This window comes from Acinetobacter baumannii (assembly GCF_009759685.1).
GTDB lineage: Bacteria > Pseudomonadota > Gammaproteobacteria > Pseudomonadales > Moraxellaceae > Acinetobacter > Acinetobacter baumannii.
On record NZ_CP046654.1, the window covers coordinates 2,097,717 to 2,121,424 of the forward strand.

Annotated in this window: 23 protein-coding genes; 16 read left to right on the forward strand and 7 right to left on the reverse strand. The window is 41.0% G+C overall.

Translation table 11 applies throughout. From position 1 onward, the window contains the following. Positions 1 to 12: 12 nt before the first annotated feature. The 12 genes from nuoE (at position 13) to GO593_RS10015 (ending at position 13,084) form a co-directional block, all read left to right on the forward strand. On the forward strand, positions 13 to 522 hold the full coding sequence (gene nuoE / locus GO593_RS09960) for an NADH-quinone oxidoreductase subunit NuoE (protein WP_000973142.1): 510 nt from the start codon (positions 13 to 15) through the stop codon (positions 520 to 522). Then, positions 519 to 1,850: an NADH-quinone oxidoreductase subunit NuoF gene (gene nuoF, locus GO593_RS09965; protein WP_001091095.1), complete on the forward strand. Its 1,332-nt coding sequence runs from the start codon at positions 519 to 521 to the stop codon at positions 1,848 to 1,850. Before nuoE ends, nuoF begins: the two co-directional genes overlap by 4 nt. An 11-nt stretch (positions 1,851 to 1,861) precedes the next feature. Beyond that, positions 1,862 to 4,546 (forward strand): NADH-quinone oxidoreductase subunit NuoG, encoded by a 2,685-nt coding sequence (gene nuoG / locus GO593_RS09970; RefSeq protein WP_000190957.1) that lies wholly within the window; start codon positions 1,862 to 1,864, stop codon positions 4,544 to 4,546. Positions 4,547 to 4,549: 3 nt separating this feature from the next. Further along, positions 4,550 to 5,566, forward strand: a complete 1,017-nt coding sequence (gene nuoH / locus GO593_RS09975) for an NADH-quinone oxidoreductase subunit NuoH (protein WP_001070989.1) — start codon at positions 4,550 to 4,552, stop codon at positions 5,564 to 5,566. Between the two features lie 18 nt (positions 5,567 to 5,584). Continuing rightward, a complete protein-coding gene (gene nuoI / locus GO593_RS09980) occupies positions 5,585 to 6,127 on the forward strand; it encodes an NADH-quinone oxidoreductase subunit NuoI (RefSeq protein ID WP_000276693.1) in 543 nt (180 codons plus the stop codon). Continuing rightward, positions 6,127 to 6,645, forward strand: coding sequence for an NADH-quinone oxidoreductase subunit J (gene nuoJ, locus GO593_RS09985; RefSeq protein WP_014205902.1), 519 nt, complete (start codon positions 6,127 to 6,129; stop codon positions 6,643 to 6,645). Before nuoI ends, nuoJ begins: the two co-directional genes overlap by 1 nt. Next, positions 6,645 to 6,953 carry an NADH-quinone oxidoreductase subunit NuoK gene (gene nuoK, locus GO593_RS09990; protein WP_000529822.1) on the forward strand — a complete coding sequence of 103 codons (309 nt, stop codon included), beginning with the start codon at positions 6,645 to 6,647 and terminating at the stop codon, positions 6,951 to 6,953. The genes nuoJ and nuoK overlap by 1 nt, the downstream gene beginning before the upstream one ends. Then, positions 6,950 to 8,839, forward strand: coding sequence for an NADH-quinone oxidoreductase subunit L (gene nuoL, locus GO593_RS09995; protein ID WP_000121135.1), 1,890 nt, complete (start codon positions 6,950 to 6,952; stop codon positions 8,837 to 8,839). Before nuoK ends, nuoL begins: the two co-directional genes overlap by 4 nt. 1 nt (position 8,840) lies before the next feature. Continuing rightward, positions 8,841 to 10,439, forward strand: a complete 1,599-nt coding sequence (nuoM, locus tag GO593_RS10000) for an NADH-quinone oxidoreductase subunit M (protein ID WP_000429844.1) — start codon at positions 8,841 to 8,843, stop codon at positions 10,437 to 10,439. Positions 10,440 to 10,441: 2 nt separating this feature from the next. Then, complete coding sequence (gene nuoN / locus GO593_RS10005) at positions 10,442 to 11,938, forward strand: NADH-quinone oxidoreductase subunit NuoN (RefSeq protein WP_001011955.1); 1,497 nt, start codon at positions 10,442 to 10,444, stop codon at positions 11,936 to 11,938. A gap of 100 nt (positions 11,939 to 12,038) precedes the next feature. Beyond that, positions 12,039 to 12,674: a uracil phosphoribosyltransferase gene (gene upp / locus GO593_RS10010; RefSeq protein ID WP_001007343.1), complete on the forward strand. Its 636-nt coding sequence runs from the start codon at positions 12,039 to 12,041 to the stop codon at positions 12,672 to 12,674. 116 nt (positions 12,675 to 12,790) lie between these two features. Next, positions 12,791 to 13,084: a cold shock domain-containing protein gene (locus tag GO593_RS10015; protein ID WP_000806835.1), complete on the forward strand. Its 294-nt coding sequence runs from the start codon at positions 12,791 to 12,793 to the stop codon at positions 13,082 to 13,084. 19 nt (positions 13,085 to 13,103) lie between these two features. On the opposite strand, the gene gigC is transcribed toward GO593_RS10015, so the two are convergent. Beyond that, complete coding sequence (gene gigC / locus GO593_RS10020) at positions 13,104 to 13,991, reverse strand: LysR family transcriptional regulator GigC (protein WP_001242992.1); 888 nt, start codon at positions 13,989 to 13,991, stop codon at positions 13,104 to 13,106. Positions 13,992 to 14,077: 86 nt separating this feature from the next. Here gigC and GO593_RS10025 point away from each other — a divergent pair, with 86 nt between their 5' ends. Further along, entirely contained in the window at positions 14,078 to 14,839 is a 762-nt protein-coding gene (locus tag GO593_RS10025; protein ID WP_000021173.1) for a ferredoxin--NADP reductase, read from the forward strand. Between the two features lie 46 nt (positions 14,840 to 14,885). Here GO593_RS10025 and GO593_RS10030 read toward each other — a convergent pair whose 3' ends face one another. Beyond that, on the reverse strand, positions 14,886 to 15,305 hold the full coding sequence (locus tag GO593_RS10030; RefSeq protein WP_002000170.1) for a hypothetical protein: 420 nt from the start codon (positions 15,303 to 15,305) through the stop codon (positions 14,886 to 14,888). Positions 15,306 to 15,597: 292 nt separating this feature from the next. Between GO593_RS10030 and GO593_RS10035 the strand changes: the two genes are divergently transcribed. The 3 genes from GO593_RS10035 (at position 15,598) to GO593_RS10045 (ending at position 18,028) form a co-directional block, all read left to right on the forward strand. Then, positions 15,598 to 15,825 (forward strand): hypothetical protein, encoded by a 228-nt coding sequence (locus GO593_RS10035; RefSeq protein ID WP_000543705.1) that lies wholly within the window; start codon positions 15,598 to 15,600, stop codon positions 15,823 to 15,825. A 227-nt stretch (positions 15,826 to 16,052) separates the two neighbouring features. Then, complete coding sequence (locus tag GO593_RS10040; RefSeq protein WP_001001666.1) at positions 16,053 to 17,729, forward strand: mechanosensitive ion channel; 1,677 nt, start codon at positions 16,053 to 16,055, stop codon at positions 17,727 to 17,729. 128 nt (positions 17,730 to 17,857) lie between these two features. Then, positions 17,858 to 18,028: a hypothetical protein gene (locus tag GO593_RS10045; RefSeq protein ID WP_000742883.1), complete on the forward strand. Its 171-nt coding sequence runs from the start codon at positions 17,858 to 17,860 to the stop codon at positions 18,026 to 18,028. 12 nt (positions 18,029 to 18,040) lie between these two features. Here GO593_RS10045 and GO593_RS10050 read toward each other — a convergent pair whose 3' ends face one another. The 5 genes from GO593_RS10050 to GO593_RS10070 form a co-directional block, all read right to left on the reverse strand. Then, complete coding sequence (locus tag GO593_RS10050) at positions 18,041 to 19,240, reverse strand: BaiN/RdsA family NAD(P)/FAD-dependent oxidoreductase (RefSeq protein ID WP_000071496.1); 1,200 nt, start codon at positions 19,238 to 19,240, stop codon at positions 18,041 to 18,043. A gap of 117 nt (positions 19,241 to 19,357) precedes the next feature. Continuing rightward, positions 19,358 to 20,239 (reverse strand): 1-aminocyclopropane-1-carboxylate deaminase/D-cysteine desulfhydrase, encoded by an 882-nt coding sequence (locus tag GO593_RS10055; protein ID WP_000459530.1) that lies wholly within the window; start codon positions 20,237 to 20,239, stop codon positions 19,358 to 19,360. Between the two features lie 65 nt (positions 20,240 to 20,304). Continuing rightward, on the reverse strand, positions 20,305 to 21,438 hold the full coding sequence (locus tag GO593_RS10060; RefSeq protein WP_001278635.1) for an HlyD family secretion protein: 1,134 nt from the start codon (positions 21,436 to 21,438) through the stop codon (positions 20,305 to 20,307). Between the two features lie 40 nt (positions 21,439 to 21,478). Further along, on the reverse strand, positions 21,479 to 23,122 hold the full coding sequence (locus GO593_RS10065) for an MFS transporter (protein ID WP_000047792.1): 1,644 nt from the start codon (positions 23,120 to 23,122) through the stop codon (positions 21,479 to 21,481). Further along, positions 23,119 to 23,688, reverse strand: coding sequence for a TetR/AcrR family transcriptional regulator (locus GO593_RS10070; protein ID WP_000044601.1), 570 nt, complete (start codon positions 23,686 to 23,688; stop codon positions 23,119 to 23,121). The genes GO593_RS10065 and GO593_RS10070 overlap by 4 nt, the downstream gene beginning before the upstream one ends. Between the last annotated feature and the right edge of the window lie 20 nt (positions 23,689 to 23,708).

Consider the following 23,708-nt stretch of genomic DNA (forward strand, 5'->3'; position numbering starts at 1 on the left):
AGGTAACGCAAAATGATGATTCTGACTGATAAAAAACCACGTGTGAATGTTGAAGGGATTTTGACTGCTGAAGAAATCCACGAAATTGAACATCACATTGGTCACTATCCATACCCACGTGCAGCTTCTTTAGATGCATTAAAGTGCGTACAGCGCCGTAATGGCTGGGTAGATGATGCTCAAATGAACGCCATCGCACAATTATTAACGATCAGTGTTGCAGATTTGGAAGGTGTAGCAACGTTCTACAACCGTATCTATCGCCAACCTGTAGGTCGCCACGTAATTTTGCTTTGTGACTCAATTGCTTGCTTCTTGATGGGTGCTGAAACACTTGCTGAAGCATTCCAACGCGAATTAGGTATTCAGTTTGGTCAAACGACACAAGATGGTCGTTTTACGCTGCTTCCAATTTGCTGTCTAGGCAACTGTGACAAAGGCCCAACGTTAATGATTGATGAAGATACTCACGGTTTAGTAGAAGTGACATCAATCAAACAGTTATTGGAGAAGTATGTATGAATACTGAACCAAAACCAATTTATGGCGACGGTAATCCGGAAACTCATCCACTGACTTGGCGTTTAAGCAAACAAGAATCGGTACGTAGTGCTGACGATTACGAAGCACTTGAAGGTTATGCCGGCTTTAAAAAAGCATTAGGTATGAAACCTGCTGAAGTGCTTGAGGTCATTAAAGCTGCAACTGTAAAAGGTCGTGGTGGTGCAGGCTTCCCTGCAGGGATCAAATGGTCTCTTATGGCGCCAAATGATGGCGGTCCACGTTACTTGATCTGTAACGCCGATGAGATGGAACCAGGTACCTTTAAAGACCGTTTGTTGATGGAAAAACTTCCTCACCAATTGATCGAAGGTATGTTGATTGCAGGTTATACCCTAGAAGCAACTCAGGGTTATATCTTTATTCGTGGTGAATATATCGAGGCTGCACAATACCTAAATGAAGCGCTTGAGCAAATCCGCGCTAAAGGTTACTTAGGTGACAATATTTTAGGTTCTGGCTGGAACTTCGAGTTACACGTGCACACTGGTGCAGGTCGTTATATTTGTGGTGAAGAAACTGCATTGATTAACTCACTTGAAGGTCGCCGTGCTAACCCACGTACTAAACCACCATTCCCGCAAGTTGCTGGTGCATGGGGTCGCCCAACGATTGTGAACAACGTTGAAACTTATAACAACTTGCCAGCAATCATGCTTCGTGGTCCAGAATGGTATATCGGTTTATCAGCAGGTAAATCAAAAGATCCGGGCACAAAGATTTATGGTGCGTCAGGTAAAGTAAAATTCCCTGGTCTTTGGGAACTACCATTTGGTACGACTGCACGTGAAGTAATCGAAGAACATGCTGGTGGTATGCGTGATGGCTTGAAGCTTAAAGCATGGTTACCAGGCGGTGCGTCTACTGACTTTTTACCGGCAGATACCATTGATTTACCAATGGATGCTGAAACCATTATGAAAGCAGGTTCGCGTTTAGGAACATGTTTATTAATGGTGGTAGACGAGACCCAATGTATGGTGTCGTTGACCCGTAATCTGGAAGAATTCTTTGCGCGTGAATCATGTGGCTGGTGTACACCTTGTCGTGATGGTTTGCCATGGGCTGTTAAAGCGCTTAAAGCACTTGAGACAGGTGAAGGTAAGAAAGAGGATATCGACCACTTACAAGAACTTACTCGTAAATTGTGGATTGGTAAAACTTTCTGTGCCCACGCACCAGGTGCGATGGAGCCGCTTATGGGCGCACTCAAACATTTCCGTAGCGAGTTTGAAGCGAAAGTGACTGATCGTCCTGTCGTGCAAACTAGCAACGTAGAACAAGCTTAAGGGATTCGACTATGGCTACAATTCATGTCGATGGAAAATCGTACGAAGTCAATGGATCAGAAAACTTGCTACAAGCATGTTTATCCCTTGGCATTGATATTCCGTATTTTTGTTGGCACCCATCCTTAGGTTCTGTTGGTTCATGTCGTCAATGTGCCGTAACTCAGTATGCAAATCCTGAAGATACGCGCGGACGTCTTGTGATGTCATGTATGACACCAGCATCTGACAATACCTATATTTCGATTGAAGACAAAGAAGCAGTAGATTTCCGTGAATCTATTGTTGAGTTCTTAATGACCAATCACCCACACGACTGTCCAGTGTGTGAAGAGGGTGGTCACTGTCATTTACAAGATATGACTGTAATGACAGGTCATGACCGTCGTCGCTATCGTTTTACTAAGCGTACACATTACAACCAAGAACTAGGCTCATTCATTGCACATGAAATGAACCGTTGTATTGCTTGTTATCGTTGTGTTCGTTACTACAAAGATTATGCAGGCGGTACAGACTTTGGTGTATATGCCAATGCATCACGTGTTTACTTTGGTCGTCCAGAATCAGGTACTTTAGAGTCTGAATTCTCTGGTAACTTGACTGAAGTATGTCCAACTGGTGTATTTACCGATAAGACTCATTCAGAGCGCTATAACCGTAAATGGGATATGCAATATGCACCAAGCGTGTGTCATGGCTGTTCTTCAGGTTGTAACATCTCTCCGGGTGAGCGTTATGGCGAAATCCGTCGTGTAGAAAACCGTTTCAATGGTTCGGTTAACCAATACTTCCTTTGTGACAAAGGCCGTTTTGGCACAGGTTATGTAAACCGTGCAGATCGTCCACGTCAACCTCAGTTCCGTAATGGCGAAACAGTAGCTACTGTTTCTGTTGACCAAGCGTTGGACCAAACAATTGCGAAACTTGAAGGTAAAAAAGTTCTAGGTATTGGTTCGCCACGTGCAAGCTTAGAATCAAATTACGCATTGCGTGAACTAGTGGGCCAAGCAAACTACTCAACAGGTGTTGCACAAAAAGAGCAAAGCCTCGTTGAACTTGCTGCTTCAATCATGCAAACAGAGGGTATTTACAACCCGAACATGCGTGAAATTGAAAGCTACGATGCAGTATTAATTTTGGGTGAAGATTTAACTCAAACTGCTCCACGTATGGCATTGTCAGTTCGTCAAGCTGCAAAAAACAAAGCTCGCGAAATGGCTGCAAAAACACGTACACCGGACTGGTTGGCTGAGCCTGTACAACGTATTGGTCAGGAAGCGAAATCTCCGATCTATATCTTGGCTGCAACTCAAACTCGTCTTGCAGATGTTGCGACAGGTGAAGTTGTTGCATCTCCAAATGATATTGCGCGTTTAGGTTTTGCAGTTGCTGCGGCAGTTAAAGGTGAAACAGTTAATGGTTTAGATGAAGATGCAAAAGCATTTGCTCAAACTATTGCCGACACTTTAAAAGCAGCAAACAAACCGTTAATTATTGCGGGTACGAGCTTGCAAGATGCTTCAATTATGGAAGCGGCAGCAGAGTTAACGCAAAACCTTGGCTCAAAAGCTGGTTTAAGCCTTGTTGTTCCTGAAGTGAACTCTATGGGCTTGGCATTATTTGGTGGCTTAAGCCTTGAACAAGCATTTGCTCAAGACTACGACACACTTGTTATTGTTGAAAATGACTTATTCCGTCGTTTACCGGCCGCTCAAGTTAAAGCAGCACTTGATAAAGCTGAAACAGTAATCGTGCTTGATCATAGTGAAACTGAAACTGTGAAACAGGCTGATATTGTACTTTCAGCAGCAAGCTTTGCCGAAGGTGATGGTACTGTCGTAAGCCAAGAAGGTCGTGCACAACGCTTCTACCAAGTTTACGATCCAAGCTACTACAAACCTGAATACGCGATTAAAGAATCTTGGCGTTGGTTGCATGCCATTGAAACTGGCCTTAAAGGCAAACCAATTGATTGGACAGTACTTGACGACGTAATCGAAACAATCGTGAAGAATGTTCCGGTACTTGAAGCAATTCAAGATGTTGCACCAGACGCTGGCTACCGTGTACATGGTTTGAAAATTGCTCGTGAACCACGTCGTTATTCTGGTCGTACAGCAATGCGTGCGCCTTTATCGGTTCATGAACCTAAACAACCGACAGATCCAGACTCAGCATTAACATTCTCTATGGAAGGTTATGTAGGTCCGCAAAAAGCTTCTTCACTTGTACCATTTGCGTGGGCGCCAGGTTGGAACTCTCCACAATCTTGGAACAAATACCAAGATGAAGTGGGTGGTCACTTAAAAGGTGGTGATTCAGGCGTTCGTTTATTCGACCGTTTAGCAAAACGTCCAGCACGTAGCTATGTTGCTCCAACAGCTGTAGTTGCAAATCCTGAAAGCTTCCGTCTTGTACCAATGCACCATATCTTTGGTTCTGGTGAATTCACAATTAAAACACCTGCAATGGAAACTCGTATTCCTGAAGCTGTGTTTGCTGTGGGCGAACAAGACGCAACACGTTTGAATCTACAAGAAGGCCAACGTATTACAGTAAAAGCAGGCGAAACAACTGTGAGCTTACCTGTACAAGTAATCGAATATTTACCTACAGGTTATATTGGTTACCCAGTTGGTTTAGCTCCGACAGTATCTTTAGCTGAACCTGTTTCAGTGGCATTAGGAGTGTAATTCATGAATCAAGAAATTATACGTCAAACGCCACTTTGGGCTGAGAACTGGCCAATTGCTTACGCTGTTGTTCAAGCAGTTGTGATTTTGCTTGTTGTTGTTCTTGTTGCAGCGTTGATGTCTTTCATTGAGCGTCGTTTGCTTGCTTGGTGGCAAGACCGTTATGGTCCAAACCGTGTTGGTCCTGGTGGTATGTTCCAGATCGTTGCCGACATGCTTAAGATCATGTTCAAAGAAGACTGGACACCAAAATTTGCTGATAAATTAACTTTCCGTTTAGCTCCGGCAGTTGCGATGGCAACTGCGGTGCTTTCGTTCATGGTTATTCCTGTAAGCCCTGCATTGGGTGTTGCGGACATGAGCATCGGTTTGTTGTTCTTTATGGCAATGGCTGGTATTGCGGTTTATGCAGTGTTATTCGGTGGTTGGTCATCAAATAACAAATATTCATTACTCGGTGGTTTGCGTTCAGCTGCTCAAACAATTTCTTATGAAGTGTTCTTGGGTATCTCGCTAATGGGTGTGGTTGCAATCGCTGGTTCATTTAACCTTCGTGAAATTGTTGAAGCTCAACGTGATGTTTGGTTCATCATTCCACAGTTCTTAGGTTTCTTGATTTTCGTTGTTGCAGGTGTTGCGGTAACTCACCGTCACCCATTTGACCAACCTGAAGCAGAACAAGAATTGGCCGAAGGTTACCATGTTGAATATGGCGGTATGAAATGGGGTATGTTCTTCGTTGCTGAATATGTAAACGTTGTACTTATCTCTGCATTGATCGTGACTTTATTCTTTGGTGGCTGGTTAGCTCCATTCAATTTAGAAATTCCATTTGTTCCACCAGTGTTCTGGTTTGTGATTAAAACAGCATTCTTCGTAATGATGTTTGTATTGGCACGTGGTTCTTTAATGCGTCCACGTTACGACCAAGTCATGAACTTCGGTTGGAAAATTTGTTTGCCGCTGGCGTTGGTTAACCTATTGGTAACTGGTGCTGTGATTCTGATGAATCAGGCCTAAGACAGCAGGGAGTACAAAATGTATAAAATTCTAGCTGGAGTTGGGTCAATCGTTCGGACGTTATTCATGGTATTTACCCATGGTTTCCGTAAACGTGACACAATTCTTTATCCAGAAGTACCAGCAGAGGAAATTGTACCACCTCGCTATCGTGGTCGTATTATCTTGACACGTGACCCGGATGGGGAAGAGCGTTGTGTGGCATGTAACCTTTGTGCGGTTGCATGTCCGGTTGGCTGTATTTCACTGCAAAAAGCTGAAAAAGAAGACGGACGTTGGTATCCGGAATTTTTCCGTATCAACTTCTCTCGTTGTATCTTCTGCGGTATGTGTGAAGAAGCATGTCCAACTACAGCGATTCAGCTAACTCCAGATTTCGAGTTGGGCGAATACGTACGTCAAGACCTCGTATATGAGAAAGAAAACTTGCTCATTTCAGGTCCAGGTAAATACCCAGACTATAACTTCTACCGTGTAACTGGTATGGCAATTAACGGTAAAGAGAAAGGTCAAGCACAAAAAGAAAGTGCACCAATCGATGTACGGAGTCTATTACCATGATGTGGCCGTTTTATTTGATGGCGCTCGTGGCCATCGTTTCTACGGTTCGTGTAGTGACTAACACGAACCCTGTACATGCATTGCTTAGTCTGATTGTTTCATTGCTTGCTGTTGCTGGTATTTTCATGATCGTAGGTGCGCCGTTTGCCGGCGCCCTCGAAATCATTGTTTATGCTGGTGCGATTATGGTCTTGTTCGTATTCGTTGTGATGATGCTTAACTTAGGGCAACACACAGTTGAACAAGAGCGTAAATGGCTTTCTTCGGATGCTTGGGCATATCCAGCACTCATGAGCTTTTTACTTGGCTTACTTTTAGTTTGGATGCTTGGTGGTGAATATACAACCATCTCTGCACCACTTGGAGCACAAGTAATTGGACCAAAAGTTGTTGGTCAAGCGCTCTTTACACACTATTTATTGTTGGTTGAAGTTGCCGCGATGTTATTGCTAGCAGCCCTTGTTGCAGCATACCACTTAGGTAAACGTGAACCAGGTGCAGAAGAGGAAAAAGAATAATGGGCCAGATCCCTTTAGAACATGGTTTGATTGTTGCGACCATTCTTTTTGCACTCGGTTTTTACGGTGTAATGGTGCGACGCAACCTACTATTTATGTTAATGAGCCTTGAGATCATGATGAATGCTGCAGCGTTAGCATTCGTTCTTGCGGGTAGCGTATGGGCACAACCAGATGGACAAGTCATGTTCATTCTGATTTTAACCCTTGCTGCGGCAGAGGCGTGTATCGGTCTTGCGATTGTCCTTCAGTTCTATCATCGCTTCCATCATTTGGATGTGGATGCTGCTAGTGAGATGCGCGGATGAGTTATTTATATCTAACAGTATTATTTCCGCTAATCGGTTTTATTTTATTGGCGGCTGGGCGTGATAAGCTCTCTGAAAATGTTGCAGCAATTATTGGTGTAGGTTCTGTAGGTTTATCTGCATTATTTGCATTGATTGCTGGTATGGCATTTACCAGTAGCGGCCAGCAAGTTTTTGTTCAAAATCTTTGGATATGGTTCAATGTTGGTGGTTTCGCGCCTGGCATTAGCTTACATTTAGATGGCTTATCTTTACTCATGATGGGCATGATCACGGGTGTTGGTTTCCTAATCCACATCTTTGCATCATGGTACATGCGTGGTGAAGAAGGGTATGCGCGCTTCTTCTCTTACTTCAACCTGTTCGTTGCAAGCATGCTTTTGCTTGTGTTGGGTGACAACTTAGCGTTGTTATTCTTAGGTTGGGAAGGCGTAGGTCTATGCTCTTACTTGCTGATTGGTTTCTATTATGCAAACCCTGCAAATGGTTGGGCAGCGATCAAAGCATTTACAGTTACCCGTGTAGGTGACGTATTCTTACTTATCGCTTTATTCTTGCTTTACCAACAATTTGGTACGCTTAATACTCAGTACATCGTTGAACACGCAGCAGAAGTAATGACGAAGAGTTCGTCACTTACTATCTGGACTGCATTAATGTTGTTCTTGGGTGCTGCTGGTAAATCTGCACAAATTCCATTGCAAACATGGTTAGCAGATGCGATGGCAGGTCCTACACCTGTTTCTGCATTAATCCACGCAGCAACAATGGTAACAGCTGGTGTGTACTTGTGCTGCCGTCTATTCAGCGTATTTGAACTTGCACCTGAAGTGATGCAATTCATTTCGGTAACTGGTGCTGTAACTTTATTAGTTGCAGGCTTTGCTGCTCTCGTACAAACAGACATCAAACGTATTTTAGCTTACTCAACTATGAGTCAGCTTGGTTATATGTTTATGGCTGTAGGTGCAGAAGCGTATCAAGCTGGCTTGTTCCACATGTTGGCTCACGCATTCTTCAAAGCATTATTATTCTTGTCTTCTGGTGCAGTTATTCTTGCTTACCATCACGAACAAAATATTTTCAAAATGGGTGGTTTGTTCTACAAAAACAAATTCCTATTTGCATGTTTTGCGATTGGTGGCGGTGCATTAGCAGCTATCCCATTCTTAACAATCGGCTTCTTCTCTAAAGACGCGATTCTCGGTGAGGTTTGGGTACAAGGTCAATCGATTGCTTTATATAACAGCTTATATTGGGCTGGTGTAGCAGGTGCATTCCTGACTTCAATCTATACCTTCCGTTTAATCTGGGTTGTATTCTTCGGTAAAGAAAATACACATTACCATGAGATTAAAGGTGCTACTTACTGGGCTCCATTAGGTATCTTGGCTGTATTGTCTACTTTTGTCGGTGCTGCATTAAAAGCTCCAGTAGCAAATATTTTGAATACAGCAAAAATTCCTGAATTCCATGTTGCTGAACAATTTGTTGAAGGCATGCATGGGGCAGAGCATTTAGCAGTAGGTATCGCGCTTGTTGGTTTAGCTGTTGGTATTGGTCTATTTGCATTTGCTTACGGTGCAGTAAAATCGTTTGCAAAAACAAGTCTTGGTGCTGGCTTAGCTCATATTTGTCGTACTGCATTTGGTTTTGATGCGTTGTATGACATCGTTTTTGTTAAACCTTATTTATTCTTCGCCAAACTATTTGGTCGTGATCCGATTGACAGCTTATGGCTTGTTCTTCCTGCGCTTGTTAAAGGCGGAAACAGTTTCACAAGCTCACGTCAAACAGGTTCATTGCGTGAATACGCATCAAGCATGTCACTCGGTGTAGTGGTGTTATTGATGATCTTGATCGTTATTCAGGTAGTGGGGAAATAAAATGGAAAACAATTTAATTTTACCCGCGCTGATCCTTGTTCCGTTCATTGCAGGTTTTACTTGTTGGTTAGTCGATAAACTCGACAAAACTTTGCCACGCTGGATCGCCTTAATTGGTATGCTCATCACGTTGGGCTTAGGTCTTGCACTTTGGCAAAGTGGTACTTATAGCTACGAGTTAGGCTCAAAAGTCCCAACTTGGACAGCTGAGTTTTACTTACCGTGGATTCAATCTCTCGGTATTGGCATTCACCTAGCAGTGGATGGCTTGTCTTTACTCATGGTGTTATTAACAGCTTTACTTGGTGTACTTGCTGTTGGTTGTTCATGGGGTGAGATCCAAAAGAATGTTGGTTTCTTCCACTTAAACTTGTTATGGAGTTTAGGGGGCGTTATCGGCGTGTTCTTGGCAATTGATTTGTTCCTATTCTTCTTCTTCTGGGAGATGATGCTTGTACCAATCTACTTCTTGATTGCGTTATGGGGTCATAAGGGTTCAAACGGTCGTTCACGTGTTTACGCTGCAACCAAGTTCTTCTTATATACGCAAATCGCTGGTTTAGTAATGTTAATCGGTATCCTTGGCCTTGTGGTTTATGGTTACATGATGACTGGTATGATCGGTTTTGATTACAACTATTTATTAGCTGTAGCGAATCGTTTACCTGCTGGCTTCGCGTATGGTTTCATGATCTGCTTCTTTATTGGTTTTGCAGTGAAGTTACCAGTTTTCCCATTGCATGGCTGGTTACCGGATGCCCATGCTCAAGCACCTACAGCGGGTTCTGTAGACTTGGCTGGTATCTTGATTAAAACAGCAGCGTACGGTTTGCTTCGTTTTGTAATTCCATTCTTCCCGGCAGCTTCTGCACAGTTTGCAGATATTGCAATTATTTTCGGTTTGATTGGTATTTTCTACGGCGCGTGGTGTGCTTACCAGCAAACTGATATGAAACGTTTACTTGCGTATACGTCGATTTCACATATGGGCTTCGTTTTACTTGCTATTTATGCAGGTAATATTTTGACCTTCCAAGGTCTAATGATCATGATGTTGGCACATGGTTTGTCATCAGCTGCATTGTTCATTATGTCTGGTCAAATCTACGAGCGCTTACATACACGTGATTTACGTTTGATGGGTGGTCTTCGTGGTCAGCTCCAGTATTTACCGTTCTTCTTAATGTTCTTCGTCGCAGCTCTTGTTGGTGTGCCAGGTTTAGGTAACTTTATTGGTGAATTCCTGATTTTGATGGGTTCATTTAATAAATATCCTGTATTCACGATCATTGCTTCTATCAGCCTTGTATTTGCAGGTTTGTATGGTTTGATCTTGATTCACCGTGCTTTGTTTGGTGAACCAAACTCTGAACAAAAGCAACACTACACTAGTCCGTTAAAAGACTTATCTGCTCGTGAAGTTAGTATTTTGATGATTTGTGCGATTGGTCTCGTTTGGCTTGGTATCTATCCACAAACATTCTTGGATGTATCTCATTCAAGCATGCAGTGGTTGGTCAATAGTTATGTACCAGTACAAGAAGTCGTTGAAACTGTTCAGCAAACAGCTACTCAACTTGACCATGTGGAGATCCAATAATCATGAACTTCACAGTATCATTTTCTACGCTTATGCCTTTAGCACCGGTGATGATTGTTGCTTTGACAGCAGTCGTCGTCATGCTGTTAATTTCAATTAAGCGTAACCATAATTTAATCGCAACAACCTCTGTTGTCGGTTTAAACCTTGCTGCACTTTATATCTTGTTAGAATTATTTGGCGGTAAATTTGTGCCGGCAAATGTGATGGGCATGTTTATGGTTGATCCATTTACCATGTTCTATCAATTCATGATTTTAGTTGCATCATTGGCTTGCTGTACTTTGTCTCATGCATATATTGAGACTTATAAAGACAACCGCGAAGAACTCTATCTTCTGTTACTTGCTTCTGTAGCAGGTGCAATGTTGATGGTTGCAAGTTCACACTATGCATCATTCTTCATTAGCCTTGAGTTAATGTCGATTCCTGTATACGGCTTACTTGCTTATACATATCAACGTAGTCAGTCGCTTGAAGCAGGGATTAAGTATCTTGTGCTTTCTGCAACAGCTTCTGCAATGTTGTTGATGGGTATGGCGTATATCTACGCTTATACTGGTTCACTTTCATTCTATGATTCTGTACAAGCTTTATTTGGCGCAATCAAACAGCCAATGGTGTTATTAGGTTTAGCACTCATTATTTTTGCTGTTGCATTCAAATTGTCGCTTGCACCGTTCCATAAATGGACACCAGATGTATATGCAGGTGCACCAGCTCCAATGGCAACGTTCTTGGCGACTGCTGCTAAAGTTGCAACAATTGGTTTGTTCGTACGTTATTTGCTTGCTTCTGGCGCAATCATGGTGAACTCGCTAGTGACTGTTTTGACAATCATTGCCGTATTGTCAATTTTAGTCGGTAACTTGCTCGCTGTTCGTCAGGTCAACTTAAAGCGTATTTTGGGTTATTCATCTATTGCTCACTTTGGTTATTTGTTAATTGCTTTAATCAGCATGACATATGCAAGCTTGGGCAGCGTAACTGTGTATGTGGTGACTTATGTATTAACGACTATTGGTGCTTTTGGTGCAGTAGCGTTAATGTCTAGCCCATATAACAACGTAGATGAAGCGCAAAGCCTTGCAGACTACCGTGGTTTGTTCTGGCGCCGTCCAGTACTTACAGCAACATTAACAGTCATGATGTTATCTTTGGCTGGTATTCCATTAACAGCAGGCTTCATTGGTAAGTTCTTGGTTGTTATGGCTGCTGTAACAACTCAACACTGGTTCTTAGCTGCAATGATTATTGTGGGTAGTGGTATTGGTTTGTATTACTACTTACGTGTGATGGTTGTTATGTATATGACTCCACCTGAAACTCCTCGTATTGATGCTGATGCACATTGGGGACAAAAAGTGGGTGGTTTAATGGTATTGGCTGCTGCTGCATTAGTTATTATTTTGGGTGTTTATCCAGATCCAATGATTAATTTGGCATTAAAAGCAGAAATTTTATCTCCATTACATTTCATGCTTTCTCAGCAACAATAATTCTTGTGTACAAAAAAGCCTCCAAATATGGAGGCTTTTTTTTATTGATAGTTAAAAAAAGATTATAATAAATACGTTTTTATATTTTTAGGTAACATCTGTGGCCATTCAAGAAATTCGTCACCCACTTATTCGTCATAAATTAGGTTTATTACGTCGTGCTGACATCAGTACCAAGAATTTCCGTGAGCTTGCTCAGGAAGTGACTATGTTATTGACATATGAAGCGACGAAAGACTTACCAGTTGTGGATTGTGAGATTGAAGGTTGGGCTGGCAATGTTACTACTCAGCGTATCGCGGGTAAAAAAATAACGATTGTACCGATTTTGCGTGCAGGTATCGGTATGCTTGATGGTGTGCTTAACCTAATTCCAAGTGCAAAAGTAAGTGTGTTAGGGCTTGAGCGTGATGAAGCAACTCTAGAAGTACGTACTTACTATAAAAAGTTAGTTCCTGATGTCGCTAACCGTATTGCCATGATTATTGATCCAATGTTGGCAACAGGTAATTCTTTAGTTGCTGCTATTGATGTATTAAAGGCAAGTGGATGTAAAGATATCCGTGTTATGGTGTTAGTTGCAGCACCTGAAGGAATCGCGAAAGTAGAGGCAGCACATCCTGATATTCAGCTTTATACTGCATCTATTGATAATGGCTTAAATGAACATGGTTATATTGTTCCAGGTTTAGGCGATGCTGGTGACAAGATTTTTGGTAGTGTTCAAAAAGACTAATTTTTGAAATAACGATAAAAAGAGACTTCATTAAGCCGTATAACTTTTAATAGCGGAAATGAAAGTCTCTTTTTATTTACTACAGTAATTGCATTGGGAAAGTAGGGTGAAAAATCATGAAGCAAGAGTTTTATACTGGAAGGATAAAACAATATAACGCCGATAAAGGATTTGGTTTTATTTCGACGACTGAAGGAGATATTTTCTTTCATATTTCTGATTTCCCTGCATCCGAAGGTGAACCGAAAAGAAATGAAAAAGTGAGATTTCTTGCTGCAGATAATCGAGGAAAATTTAAAGCAATTAAAATTGAGCGTATTGATCCTAACCCTGCGAAGACTAAGAAAACTAAAATTGCTGATCACAATAAAGCGATCACAAGTGAGTTATTGTCTAATTTCCGCCGCTAATGAATGTGAAGATCAAGCTTTAAGCCTGATCTTCATCGCAAAATTTTAAAAATGCTTTAAGGCCCGGACCTTGATATTTTTGGCGGTGCACTAGCATATAAAGAGGGCGGGTAAGTTGCCAAAATGGAGTATCTAAAATAACAAGTTGACCTTTTTCACTTAAAGGTTCAATCGCTAACTTTGAAATACACGACATTCCTAAACCGCCAGCCACTATTTTTAAGATCGCTTCGTTATGTCCAAGCGTCAAACGGATGTTTGCATCTGGTAAATCTTGCAAAATTGCATTATCAAAGACTTCACGAGTACCTGAACCTTCTTCACGTAAGATCCATTCTACGTCATGAAAATCTTGAGGGGTAAGTGGGCGATTTAAACGTGTTAACGGATGGTCAGGTGAGCAGCACACTGCTAGCTCATCGTCACGCCAGTGAATACATTGGAGTTGAGGTAAGTGACAAGACCCTTCAATTAAAGCTAAATCAAGCTGAAACTGATTTACAGCTTCAATCATTTGGCGTGTGTTACCAACTTGAAGTTGTAAATGCGCTTGTGGATGACGTTGTAAGAAGTTAGCCATTAAATCTGGCATTAGATAATCACTGATGGTTAAAGTAGCCCCGATACGAAGGTCAATACTCTGTAACTCACCCTTGGCTGCTTGTTCAAAGGCTTCACAGCGGCCTAAAATTTCTAATGCTTGGGGAAGCAGAAAACGTCCAAGATCATTTAGCTGCAAGCGCTTACCTAAACGATCAAATAAAGGAGCACCTAAGCCGTCTTCTAAATCGGCTAAAGCCATACTTGCTGCACTTTGCGTCAGTCTGACCGCATCACTGGCTTTAGTAACGGTTCCTTCTTGGGCGACTGCTACAAAAACAGCCAACTGGCGTAATGTCATCCGCATGTTTAAAAAGCCTTAACGTTTAAAAGTATTCATTATTTCGGCTGTCATGCTAACATGAGCGCACTATTTCATGCCACGTTGAAATCATGTCAATTGAAAAATTTAGCGTAGAAAAAGTTTTATCTGTTCATCGTTGGACCCCAACACTTTTCAGTTTTACCATGACGCGTCCTTCGCATTTTAAATTTACGGCAGGGCAATTTGCGCGTATTGGTTTAAAGGTAGGAGATGAGCTGGTTGTCCGTGCGTATTCGGTGGTGTCTTCTCCATTTGATGAAACGCTAGAGTTTTTCTCAATTGTAGTACCAGACGGTGCCTTCACTTCGAATCTACAGCATTTGAAAGTGGGTGATGAGCTTTATTTGGAAAAAATTCCATATGGTTACCTGACGTTGGCACGCTATCAACAGCCTTTACCGCATGATCTGTGGTTACTGGCAACAGGTACAGGCTTGGCTCCATTTTTGTCGATGCTACAAGACTTTGAAACTTGGTCTAATTACCAGAAAATAAACTTGGTCTACAGTGTTCGTACTGCGGCTGAGCTGGCTTATGTTGACCGTATTCAAGAGATTGCTGAAACGTTTGGGGAAGGGCATAGCGGTTTTAAATTTATTCCTATCATTACCCGAGATCCATCTGCGCCGTTGCATGAGCGCTTACCTGTATTAATCGAAAATGGTGAGCTAGAAAAAGTAGCAGGCTTAGAACTCAGCCCAGCATCAAGTCATGTCATGCTTTGTGGAAACCCACAAATGGTTGATGATACGAAAGAGGCTCTAAAACGCCGTGGTCTCACAATGAATCGTCGCGGTGAAGGAAATATTGCGGTAGAAAATTACTGGTAAAACTGGAAGTAAAATATTTTAAGAAAATTTTTTATGGATATGTTTATTAATGGACAAACATATCCATAAACTCACGGATCTCTGCAATCGCACTGTCGACATCTGTTGAAAGCCATGTTGGTTCAAATAATCCCGCATAGTGTTCAAGGCGGTCTTGAGGAACAACTAGGCGAACAGGACAATCTTCTTCGAGTAAACGCCACGGTAAAATTGGAACTTCATTGTCCAGAAATACATTGATATTACGAATATCAACAATCATCGCATTAATGCATTCAGGAAATGGCATGACCGAGAACTCTTCGGTGCGGCGACGGAAATATTCAAGATCACCCCATTTGAGTTCATAACTTGGTTTATTAAATTCAATAATACCAATGAGATGGTCATCTCTTGTCTGATGCAAATAACATTGATGTGTGACGTCAGTGTCGAGATCAAGAGTTACGCTTTGCTGACGATACATCATAAAATTGAGTAGCTTTAAAACAAGGGGGCTTATTATAGCCTATTTTATAAAAAGTAAGGGCTAAAACATATTGTATTACAAATCGGACTTTAGCGAAGATTCTGAATATCGAGAAGTTAGATTCTAAAACGTTATAATTAAAGTGGCTAAATTTTATACTAAATTAATATTTTTAAAAGTAGAGTTTTGCAACCGTAGACACCTTCTCATAATGCTTTTTCACACAATGCAACAAATCAAATTGTTATGATGAATATAAAGTTAATGATAATAGAAGAGGGGAAAGAAGATGCATGATTTTTCAAAACCGCCTCATGTGACGAGTCCGGAAGAGACTGCAAAAAAAAGAAGATTGCCAGTTTATATTTTAATTATTGTTGGGCTTTTTCTTCTCGCACTTGTGGTTTATATGGTTGCTGATCACAGCAAAACGCCAAAAGAGGAAGCCGCATTTCAACATGAGACCATACCACAAGTCATCAGTGGTACTTCTGATTTGAAGACCTATGAAGGGTAATAAGCTAACCAGTATATCGTGATAAAAAGCCTTTAGGATGTGACCTGAAGGCTTTTTTTGCAATCTTTTGCATCAATTTGTTGTATTTATGCAGAAGGTTGTTGATTGAAAAATATTCAAAACATAAGGTGACATAGACCGCATTTATCGTCATTTTTTATAACGAACTGGTGTTTTTCATTTAGTGATAACACTGAAAAGAACATAACAATTGAGGACATAACAATATGAATGAATTTTTTAATGGGCCTCGCGGCGCTCAGTTTGATGCGATGTATTACTGGGATCAGTTTCATCCTATTTTAGCTGCAATTGTCATCTTACTGGTAGGCTGGATCATCGCTTTATTGGTGGCGGCAGGTGTAAAAAAACTTCTGCAAAAAGTAAATACCAATGCGAAATTATCTTCAGCGACTGGACGTACACCCAATATAGAAGGCCTGATCTCCAAAGTCGTATTCTGGTTTATTCTGATTCTCGCCGTTGTTGCTGCTTTAAATGTGCTCAACATTAGTGGAGTGAGCGGTCCATTTAGCAACATGGTTAATCAGGTACTCGTCTATATACCAAATATCATTGCTGCTGTAGTGGTGGGCTTTATTGGCTGGATCGTTGCTCGACTGGTGCGGGCGGGGGTGACCAATGTTTTATCCCGAACTCAACTTGATGATAAGTTAAGCAGCGAAGTGGGTGTAGGGGGAATTAGCCAGAATATTGGTGAAATTCTTTACTGGCTTGTATTGTTACTTTTCCTTCCGATTGTTCTTTCAATCTTAGGATTAACAGGCTTACTGATTCCAGTTCAAAATATGGTAAATGATGCTGTAGCATTCTTACCAAATATCTTTATTGCTGGCGTTATCGTTTTTGTTGGTTATATTTTGGCAAAAATTGTACGCGGTATTGTTGAAGGATTAATTAATAGCTTAGGTGTGCAATCTCAAGCGGAAAAAATTGGTCTTTTCAAAAATTCAAATGTAGGCAAATTCTTAGGTTCATTTGTTTTTGCCATCATTATTATTACGACATTGATTGTAGCATTTGAAGCTTTAGGTATTGAGACTATTTCTCAGCCAGCAACAGCAATGCTCAATGAAATTTTACAAGCTATTCCAAACATTATTGCTGCTGGTTTAATTTTACTGGTTGCTTATATTGTTTCACGTTTTGTTGGTCGCTTGGTTGCTGAGTTAATTGCAGGAACTGGTGTTGATGAAATTCCAGCAAAATTAGATGTACAACGCTTTTTAGGTCAAACTAAAGTTTCTAATGCCGTTGGTTGGCTAATCGTGTTCTTTACCATGTTGTTTGCAGTTTCTGAAGCTGCTGACCGTCTTGGTTTCGATCAGATTAGTGGTCTAATCGCAATGTTTATCCATTTCGGTGCAAACATTCTATTGGGCGCTGTAATCTTGGTGATTGGTTTCTGGCTTGCAAATGTTGTGGCGAACGTTGTTCAACGCGGTGAATATAATAGTTCGCGTTGGTTAGGTAGTTTGGTTCGTGTCTTGATTATTGGTTTAGTCCTTGCACTTGGTTTAAGGGCGATGGGTATTGCCGATTCGATCGTAAACCTTGCGTTCGGCTTAACGCTAGGCGCAGTTGCAGTTGCTTTCGCTCTTGCATTTGGTTTGGGTGGTCGTCAACCAGCAGAAAGACTTTTATCTGATTTACTTGATAAAGCTAAGAAAGAGGCAAATCAACCAAATCCTTTATATCAACCGCCTACTACTAATAATACAACAGGTAGTTCGTCTACGGCTTCAACTCCGTCAACGACTACAACTGCACCATCAACAACAGTTTCATCTGATGCAAAACCAGCTGATTCTGCACAAGTAAATCCATCACAACCACCAGTAAATAAACCGTTTGGTTCTACTGGCGAAAATGATGAAATTTAATAGGTGTAACTAATTTTCAGATAAACAGTACAAAAAATCTTTGATTTTTGTGATAAGTTCGACCACTCTATATTGAGTGGTCGTTCTGTCTTTGACAGCTATAAAAACAAATAAGTGAGGAAAATACGATGAAAAAACCTGGTCGTTTTTTAGCACCTGTTGTAATTGCTGGGATTACCGTTGGTTTTTTAGCAAGTGCTTATAAATTTGTATTTAGCAAATCTGAATCATCAAAACAGACAACAAGCCATAAGCATGATTCTGAAAAATCATCCAATGATTCAAAAGCATCAAATTAGCTTATTCATCATTTAAACATATTGTGCTGCTGCATAAGCCGAAGACCAAGCCCATTGGAAGTTATAGCCTCCTAAGTGGCCAGTCACATCAAGTACTTCTCCAATAAAGAATAGTCCTTTCTGCTTTTTGCTTTCGAGTGTTTTAGATGAAACTTCAGTTGTATCAATTCCACCTAAGGTAACTTCAGCAGTACGATATCCTTCTGTGCCTGATGGTTTAACGGTAAAACCATGTAGCTGCTCGGCAATATGCTCTAGCTGTGCATCACTGATATTACCAATTGCTGTCTCGCTTTGCTCTGGCCATATAAGTTGTTGTAACTCTTGTACAATACTTTTTGCCGTAAATTCGTTCAGAAGAGTACGCAGTAAAACTTTAGGTTGGGCTTTCTTTTTATCTTTTAAATAAGTTTCTAAATCTTGGCTCGGGAAAAAGTCGATTTTAAAACTTTCACCTGTATTCCAATAGTTTGAAAGCTGTAAAGAACTTGGACCACTCAAACCACGATGCGTAAATAATAATGCTTCAGTAAAGCTATTCTTCGAGTTAGTTAGAGTCACATCTAAAGCATTACCACTTAGGCGTGTAGTGACTTCTTTAATATGATCCGAAAAAGTAAATGGTACTAAACCAGCACGGGTTGGGAAAACTGTATGTCCAAATTTTTGTGCCAATTCATAGCCAAAACCAGAGCCACCTAAAGTTGGGATGGATAATCCACCTGTAGCCACCACTAATGATTCACAGCTAAAACGGCCCTGATTTGTGTGTACTGAAAAACCACCTTGTTCTAATGGATCGACTTGTCTAACCTCACAATGGGTCTGGATTTCGACCTTGTTTGTTTTGTTACACTCACTTACCAACATCTCTAAAATTTCTTTAGCGCCGTTTAGCGTAAATAATTGCCCGTGTTTACGTTCTTCATAGGCAATTCCATAATCACAGACCAGACCAATAAAGTCCCAGTTGCTATAGCGTGATAGGGCAGAAATAACAAAGTGCGGATTATGAGAAATATAGTTTTCAGGTTCTACATAGAGGTTGGTAAAGTTACATTTCCCACCGCCTGACATTAAAATCTTTTTACCAATTTTATTGGCTTTTTCTAAAATTAAGACCGAACGTCCCCGTTTAGCAGCATGTGCAGCCAACATGAGTCCAGAAGCACCTGCACCTAAGACAATGACATCGACATGACTGTTAGACATAAGAAGTTCTCGATTAATCTTGAAAATTAAAAAGGGGCATATACTATCATGCCAGCACTTACTCATGCTAAGGACATTTATACAGGTAAGGGATAAGGCCTTCTAAAAGCGGGTGACTTATGCGTGAGGTCTATTTCTAATATCGGCTTGTAAACCACCGGAATGAATTGCCAAAATGCGTGTATTCGCTGGAAAATAATTGTTTTTTATAAGATCAAACAGACCAAACATCATTTTTCCGGTATAGATCGGTTCAAGGGGGACCGTATATTGCTCTTCAAAATTTTCAATAAATGCGAATAGTTCAGGTGAGGTTTTCGCATAACCGCCCCAGCAGTATACATCTGTCAAAGACCAATTTTGTTTTTTAGTCCATTGCCTAATCGCTTGTTGTAAGAAATCACCTTTTAAAGCCGAAAATCCTAAGACTTTCTGATGAACTGCACTTCTTTCAATCAGACCTGAAATCGTTCCGCCAGTTCCGACTGCACAGCAAATCACATCATATTGATCTAAGTCATATTGGCTCAGGATTTCCTGACAACCTTGAACTGCCAGTTCATTGGAACCACCTTCGGGAATGATATAGGTCTGCGGAAATTGTTGCTGTAATTGTTGAAGATAATTTGCGTCATCTCGTAAGCGATATTCATGGCGAGAGACAAAATGTAGCTGCATTCCTAAACTTTGAGCTTTTGCCAAGGTGGGATTAAGTGGTTTACCAGCTAACTCTTCACCACGAATAATTCCTATACTTTTTAAACCAAAAAGATGAGCTGCATAAGCCGTTGCAGCAATATGATTTGAGTAAGCCCCACCAAAAGTCAAAATGCTTGATAAACCTTGTTTTTTTGCAGCAAGTAAATTGTATTTTAATTTGAAAAACTTATTACCCGAAATTTGAGGATGAACTAAATCTAAACGTTTAATGTCGAGATGAACAGGGAAGGATAGTTCAATGTGCTGATAGGAGATAGGTTGGGTAATGTGATCAAACATTAGAAATTGAGAAAAATAATGATTGATCACATTGTAGCTTTTTAAAGAGGTTTTTAAAAAGCTGATTAAGAGCTTGTGTCGACAGAAGTAATCACTGACATACCAGGGCGTAAGTGTTCTATTCCTTCCTGATTTGGGTCAATGGTAATACGCACGGCAATCCGTTGAACGACTTTGGTAAAGTTTCCTGTCGCATTATCCGGTTTTAGTACACTGAACTCGGAACCCGCGGCTGGAGAGATTTGTTCAACATGACCTGTAAATTTTTTATGTTTCATTGCATCGACTGTAAACCACGCTTTTTGTCCAATTCGCATATTGGCAATTTGGGTTTCTTTAAAGTTGGCAATCACCCAAGTTTGCTGTGGAATCAGATAGAGTAACTGTGATCCTGCGGCCACATATTGCCCAACACGAGGGTTTACTTCACCAAGTTGTCCATCCATTGGAGCAACAATAACACTATAGTCTTTGGTGGTTTGTGCTTGATCTAACTGTGCTTTAGCACTGGAAACTTGTGCTTCTAAGCCAGCTTCTGCGACTTGAGCTGTTTTAAGTGCTTCTTTGGCAACTAGAACATTGGCCTCCGCCTGTTTAAGGGCTGCAAGATTATTTTCGGCATCAGCAGCGGCTTTATCTTGCTCAGATTTAGAAGCTGCTCCACTATTCCCTAGCTGTTGATAGCGTCTAAGCTGTGCTAAAGAAAGTTCATATTGAGCCTTAACTTGTTCTACTTTAGCCTGCGCAGCCACAATATCCGCTTGTTTTTGAGCAATTGACTGAGTTTGATTGGCTAAAGTATTTTTGGCCTGTTCTACCCCCGAAGCCGCTTGTGCTACTTTTTGGTCATAAGTGGTGGCATCAATATGCATTAATACTTGACCCTTTTTAACATGGTCAAAGTCTTTCACTAATACATCTTTAACGTAGCCATTAATTTGCGACGATAAAATGGTAGTTTTACCTTTGACATAACTATTGTCAGTTTGCTGCACACTCGTGGCAAAAGGCCCAATTCTCCATGCCCACAAAATTACTAAAATACCGATAATAAGCACACCCAACATCCATAATAGGGTTGAGCGTTTTGTCGGAATCAGTTTACTTGCAGGTGCAGGTGCAGGTGCAGGTGCAGGCGTTGGCTCATTATTAGATGTTTGAGCAGGTGTTTGTTCCGGTTTATTTTGATCATCTGACATATATCAATCTCAATTTCTATTTCATCAATAACAAAAGCCGTTAAGGGCGGCTAATTCCTCTGCGTTGTAGGTATTTACTACGTGCAATATTAAACCCGCCCCATAAGAGTAAGGCGACGGCAAAAATACCGTTTAATGCAATCACATCATTGTAGGCACGGACCTGAGCTTCACGAGTAACCACTTGATTAAGTGAGCGCATAGACTGAGCTGTTTGTAATGCGGGGTCATTTGTTGTGATGGCTGCACTACGTTGATAGCTAGAAAGCCTTTGAGCAACTAATGGGTCAGCTTGTTCCAAATCTTTAATAATCTCGACTTGATAGTTTTGTGTACGATGTTGTTGATAGGTCGAGAAGAAAGATGAGCCAACAAGGCCACCAAATGTTTGGGTTGCAGAGAATAAGACAATAAAAGTCACTACATACGAAGGACCTTTAGCCAAAGTTTGTGCAAATCCAATTAGAAGTAATGGACCGATAAACAGGCCGCCGGCAAAGCCTACTAAAAACTGGCTTGCAAAGAAGTTTGAAGGCCGTACATCGCTCGTAAGGTGATAATCTAGTCCACAGGCAATGAGAATCAAAAACTCTGCAAAAAGTAAGTGAAAAATAATTCGTTCACGCGAGAAAGTAAGCGCACTGAATAAAGTTCCGCTTAAAATCCCCACCAATATGACCACATAGAGTGGAACAAATTGGTCTGGACCCATTCCCATAGTTTTTAGGAAGTTAACGGCTGCATAGCTTTGTTCTGACATTAAAAGACGAATGGCAAAAGCACCAAAGATAAAGCGTAGGGTTGAGGAGGCGCCTAACCAACGTGTCATAATTAATGGATTGGCACGATAATGTTCATAGAGCAAACCTAAAACAACTAAGCTAAAACCTGCAATTAATACATAAGCAAGCCATTCACTGTTAAACCACCATAAGATTGGGCCTTGTGTCAGCACAATACATAGACATGCAAAACCTGGTGCCAATAAAGCAAAGGTGAAGAAATCCTGTTTTTCGAAAACATAGATTCGTAAGCTACGTGGTAATTTCAACGAAACCACCATCGTTAAACAACAAAGTGCTAAGCCGAGTTCAAAGGTGTAAAGAACAGACCAACTATCTGTGCTCACAAGAAAAGGAGAAATAATCCAGGCGAGGGGTACACCTAACTGCTGAAAGCCAAAGGCAATATATATACCTTTTGCCATGTCGGCTTTTTTAAAAGCTTGCATGGTGTAATACATACCTAAAGAGCTGAGTGGTGCACCAGCTAAACCTGCCACAACCCGAGCGAACAAGGCCATTTCATAGGTATGCACAAAAATGTGCAAAACCAGCACGGCAATAAAAATAACAAGTCCTATTTCTGAAAAGACTCTCAGACCATATTGTTGCCTAGCTTTAAACAAAATCAGATTCGAACTGACATTGGCCATTACATAAGCAGCAGGAAGCCAAGCGGCTTCAGAAGGCGTCAGGCCATACTCACCTTGAATTAAGGGTAAATTTGCCGTAATGAAACCATTACTTAAGCTTGCTGAAATAGCGACAAACAGACCAATAAAAAAATAAAGAAATCGCTTAGGTACAGAATGCGCAATCGCTGCTGGCGAACCAGGTAAAGTCGGTTGTTCTTCTGGTGTCCAATCAGGTGGCGTTTCTAAATAACGAGGCGTTTTACTCATTCTATCCCTCGAATTTTTTGTACTTGAATACCATGAAATAGTAATTCAATTGCTCGTTTCGCTAAGCGGGTCTGTTCTTCAGGTTCATGTCCTTGAAATGAAGAACCCAACATTGCTGTGACCATTGCATAGTCATCAGCAGTTAGATCAGCTCGGCACAGTTTTTGTTCTATTGCATTTTCAATCAGTGGCTTAAGTGCATTATTCCGCCGTTCATAAATTTTTAGCATAATTGGATCTTGTCGATCAATCACTCTCCAAAAATCTTGCAAAATTGCGAGCTTGGGAAGTTGTGCAATATGTCCTTCAATTAAACGAAATAAACCATCTTCGAACTGTTGAAAATGAGCTGCTTTTTGCTCTAGCTGTGTAATCGCACGCTCTAAAAGGGCGCTAATTAAAGCCTTTCGGTCACAAAAGTTGCGATAGAACGTCGCTCTACCTACACCTGCATGGTCAATCACGACTTGTAGAGGGACATTAATACCATGAATACGAAAGCATTCCTCGGCTGCATTGAGTAATTCATCCCGATTATGGGCTGCAATTTTTTGACGTTTACTCATGTCACTGATTTGGGAGGTTT

Coding starts and splice junctions, on each gene's coding strand:
- nuoE (WP_000973142.1), top strand. CDS start 13: ATGATGATTCTGACTGATAAAAAACCACGTGTGAATGTTGAAGGGATT.
- nuoF (WP_001091095.1), top strand. CDS start 519: ATGAATACTGAACCAAAACCAATTTATGGCGACGGTAATCCGGAAACT.
- nuoG (WP_000190957.1), top strand. CDS start 1,862: ATGGCTACAATTCATGTCGATGGAAAATCGTACGAAGTCAATGGATCA.
- nuoH (WP_001070989.1), top strand. CDS start 4,550: ATGAATCAAGAAATTATACGTCAAACGCCACTTTGGGCTGAGAACTGG.
- nuoI (WP_000276693.1), top strand. CDS start 5,585: ATGTATAAAATTCTAGCTGGAGTTGGGTCAATCGTTCGGACGTTATTC.
- nuoJ (WP_014205902.1), top strand. CDS start 6,127: ATGTGGCCGTTTTATTTGATGGCGCTCGTGGCCATCGTTTCTACGGTT.
- nuoK (WP_000529822.1), top strand. CDS start 6,645: ATGGGCCAGATCCCTTTAGAACATGGTTTGATTGTTGCGACCATTCTT.
- nuoL (WP_000121135.1), top strand. CDS start 6,950: ATGAGTTATTTATATCTAACAGTATTATTTCCGCTAATCGGTTTTATT.
- nuoM (WP_000429844.1), top strand. CDS start 8,841: ATGGAAAACAATTTAATTTTACCCGCGCTGATCCTTGTTCCGTTCATT.
- nuoN (WP_001011955.1), top strand. CDS start 10,442: ATGAACTTCACAGTATCATTTTCTACGCTTATGCCTTTAGCACCGGTG.
- GO593_RS10015 (WP_000806835.1), top strand. CDS start 12,791: ATGAAGCAAGAGTTTTATACTGGAAGGATAAAACAATATAACGCCGAT.
- gigC (WP_001242992.1), bottom strand. CDS start 13,991: ATGCGGATGACATTACGCCAGTTGGCTGTTTTTGTAGCAGTCGCCCAA.
- GO593_RS10025 (WP_000021173.1), top strand. CDS start 14,078: ATGTCAATTGAAAAATTTAGCGTAGAAAAAGTTTTATCTGTTCATCGT.
- GO593_RS10030 (WP_002000170.1), bottom strand. CDS start 15,305: ATGTATCGTCAGCAAAGCGTAACTCTTGATCTCGACACTGACGTCACA.
- GO593_RS10035 (WP_000543705.1), top strand. CDS start 15,598: ATGCATGATTTTTCAAAACCGCCTCATGTGACGAGTCCGGAAGAGACT.
- GO593_RS10040 (WP_001001666.1), top strand. CDS start 16,053: ATGAATGAATTTTTTAATGGGCCTCGCGGCGCTCAGTTTGATGCGATG.
- GO593_RS10045 (WP_000742883.1), top strand. CDS start 17,858: ATGAAAAAACCTGGTCGTTTTTTAGCACCTGTTGTAATTGCTGGGATT.
- GO593_RS10050 (WP_000071496.1), bottom strand. CDS start 19,240: ATGTCTAACAGTCATGTCGATGTCATTGTCTTAGGTGCAGGTGCTTCT.
- GO593_RS10055 (WP_000459530.1), bottom strand. CDS start 20,239: ATGTTTGATCACATTACCCAACCTATCTCCTATCAGCACATTGAACTA.
- GO593_RS10060 (WP_001278635.1), bottom strand. CDS start 21,438: ATGTCAGATGATCAAAATAAACCGGAACAAACACCTGCTCAAACATCT.
- GO593_RS10065 (WP_000047792.1), bottom strand. CDS start 23,122: ATGAGTAAAACGCCTCGTTATTTAGAAACGCCACCTGATTGGACACCA.
- GO593_RS10070 (WP_000044601.1), bottom strand. CDS start 23,688: ATGAGTAAACGTCAAAAAATTGCAGCCCATAATCGGGATGAATTACTC.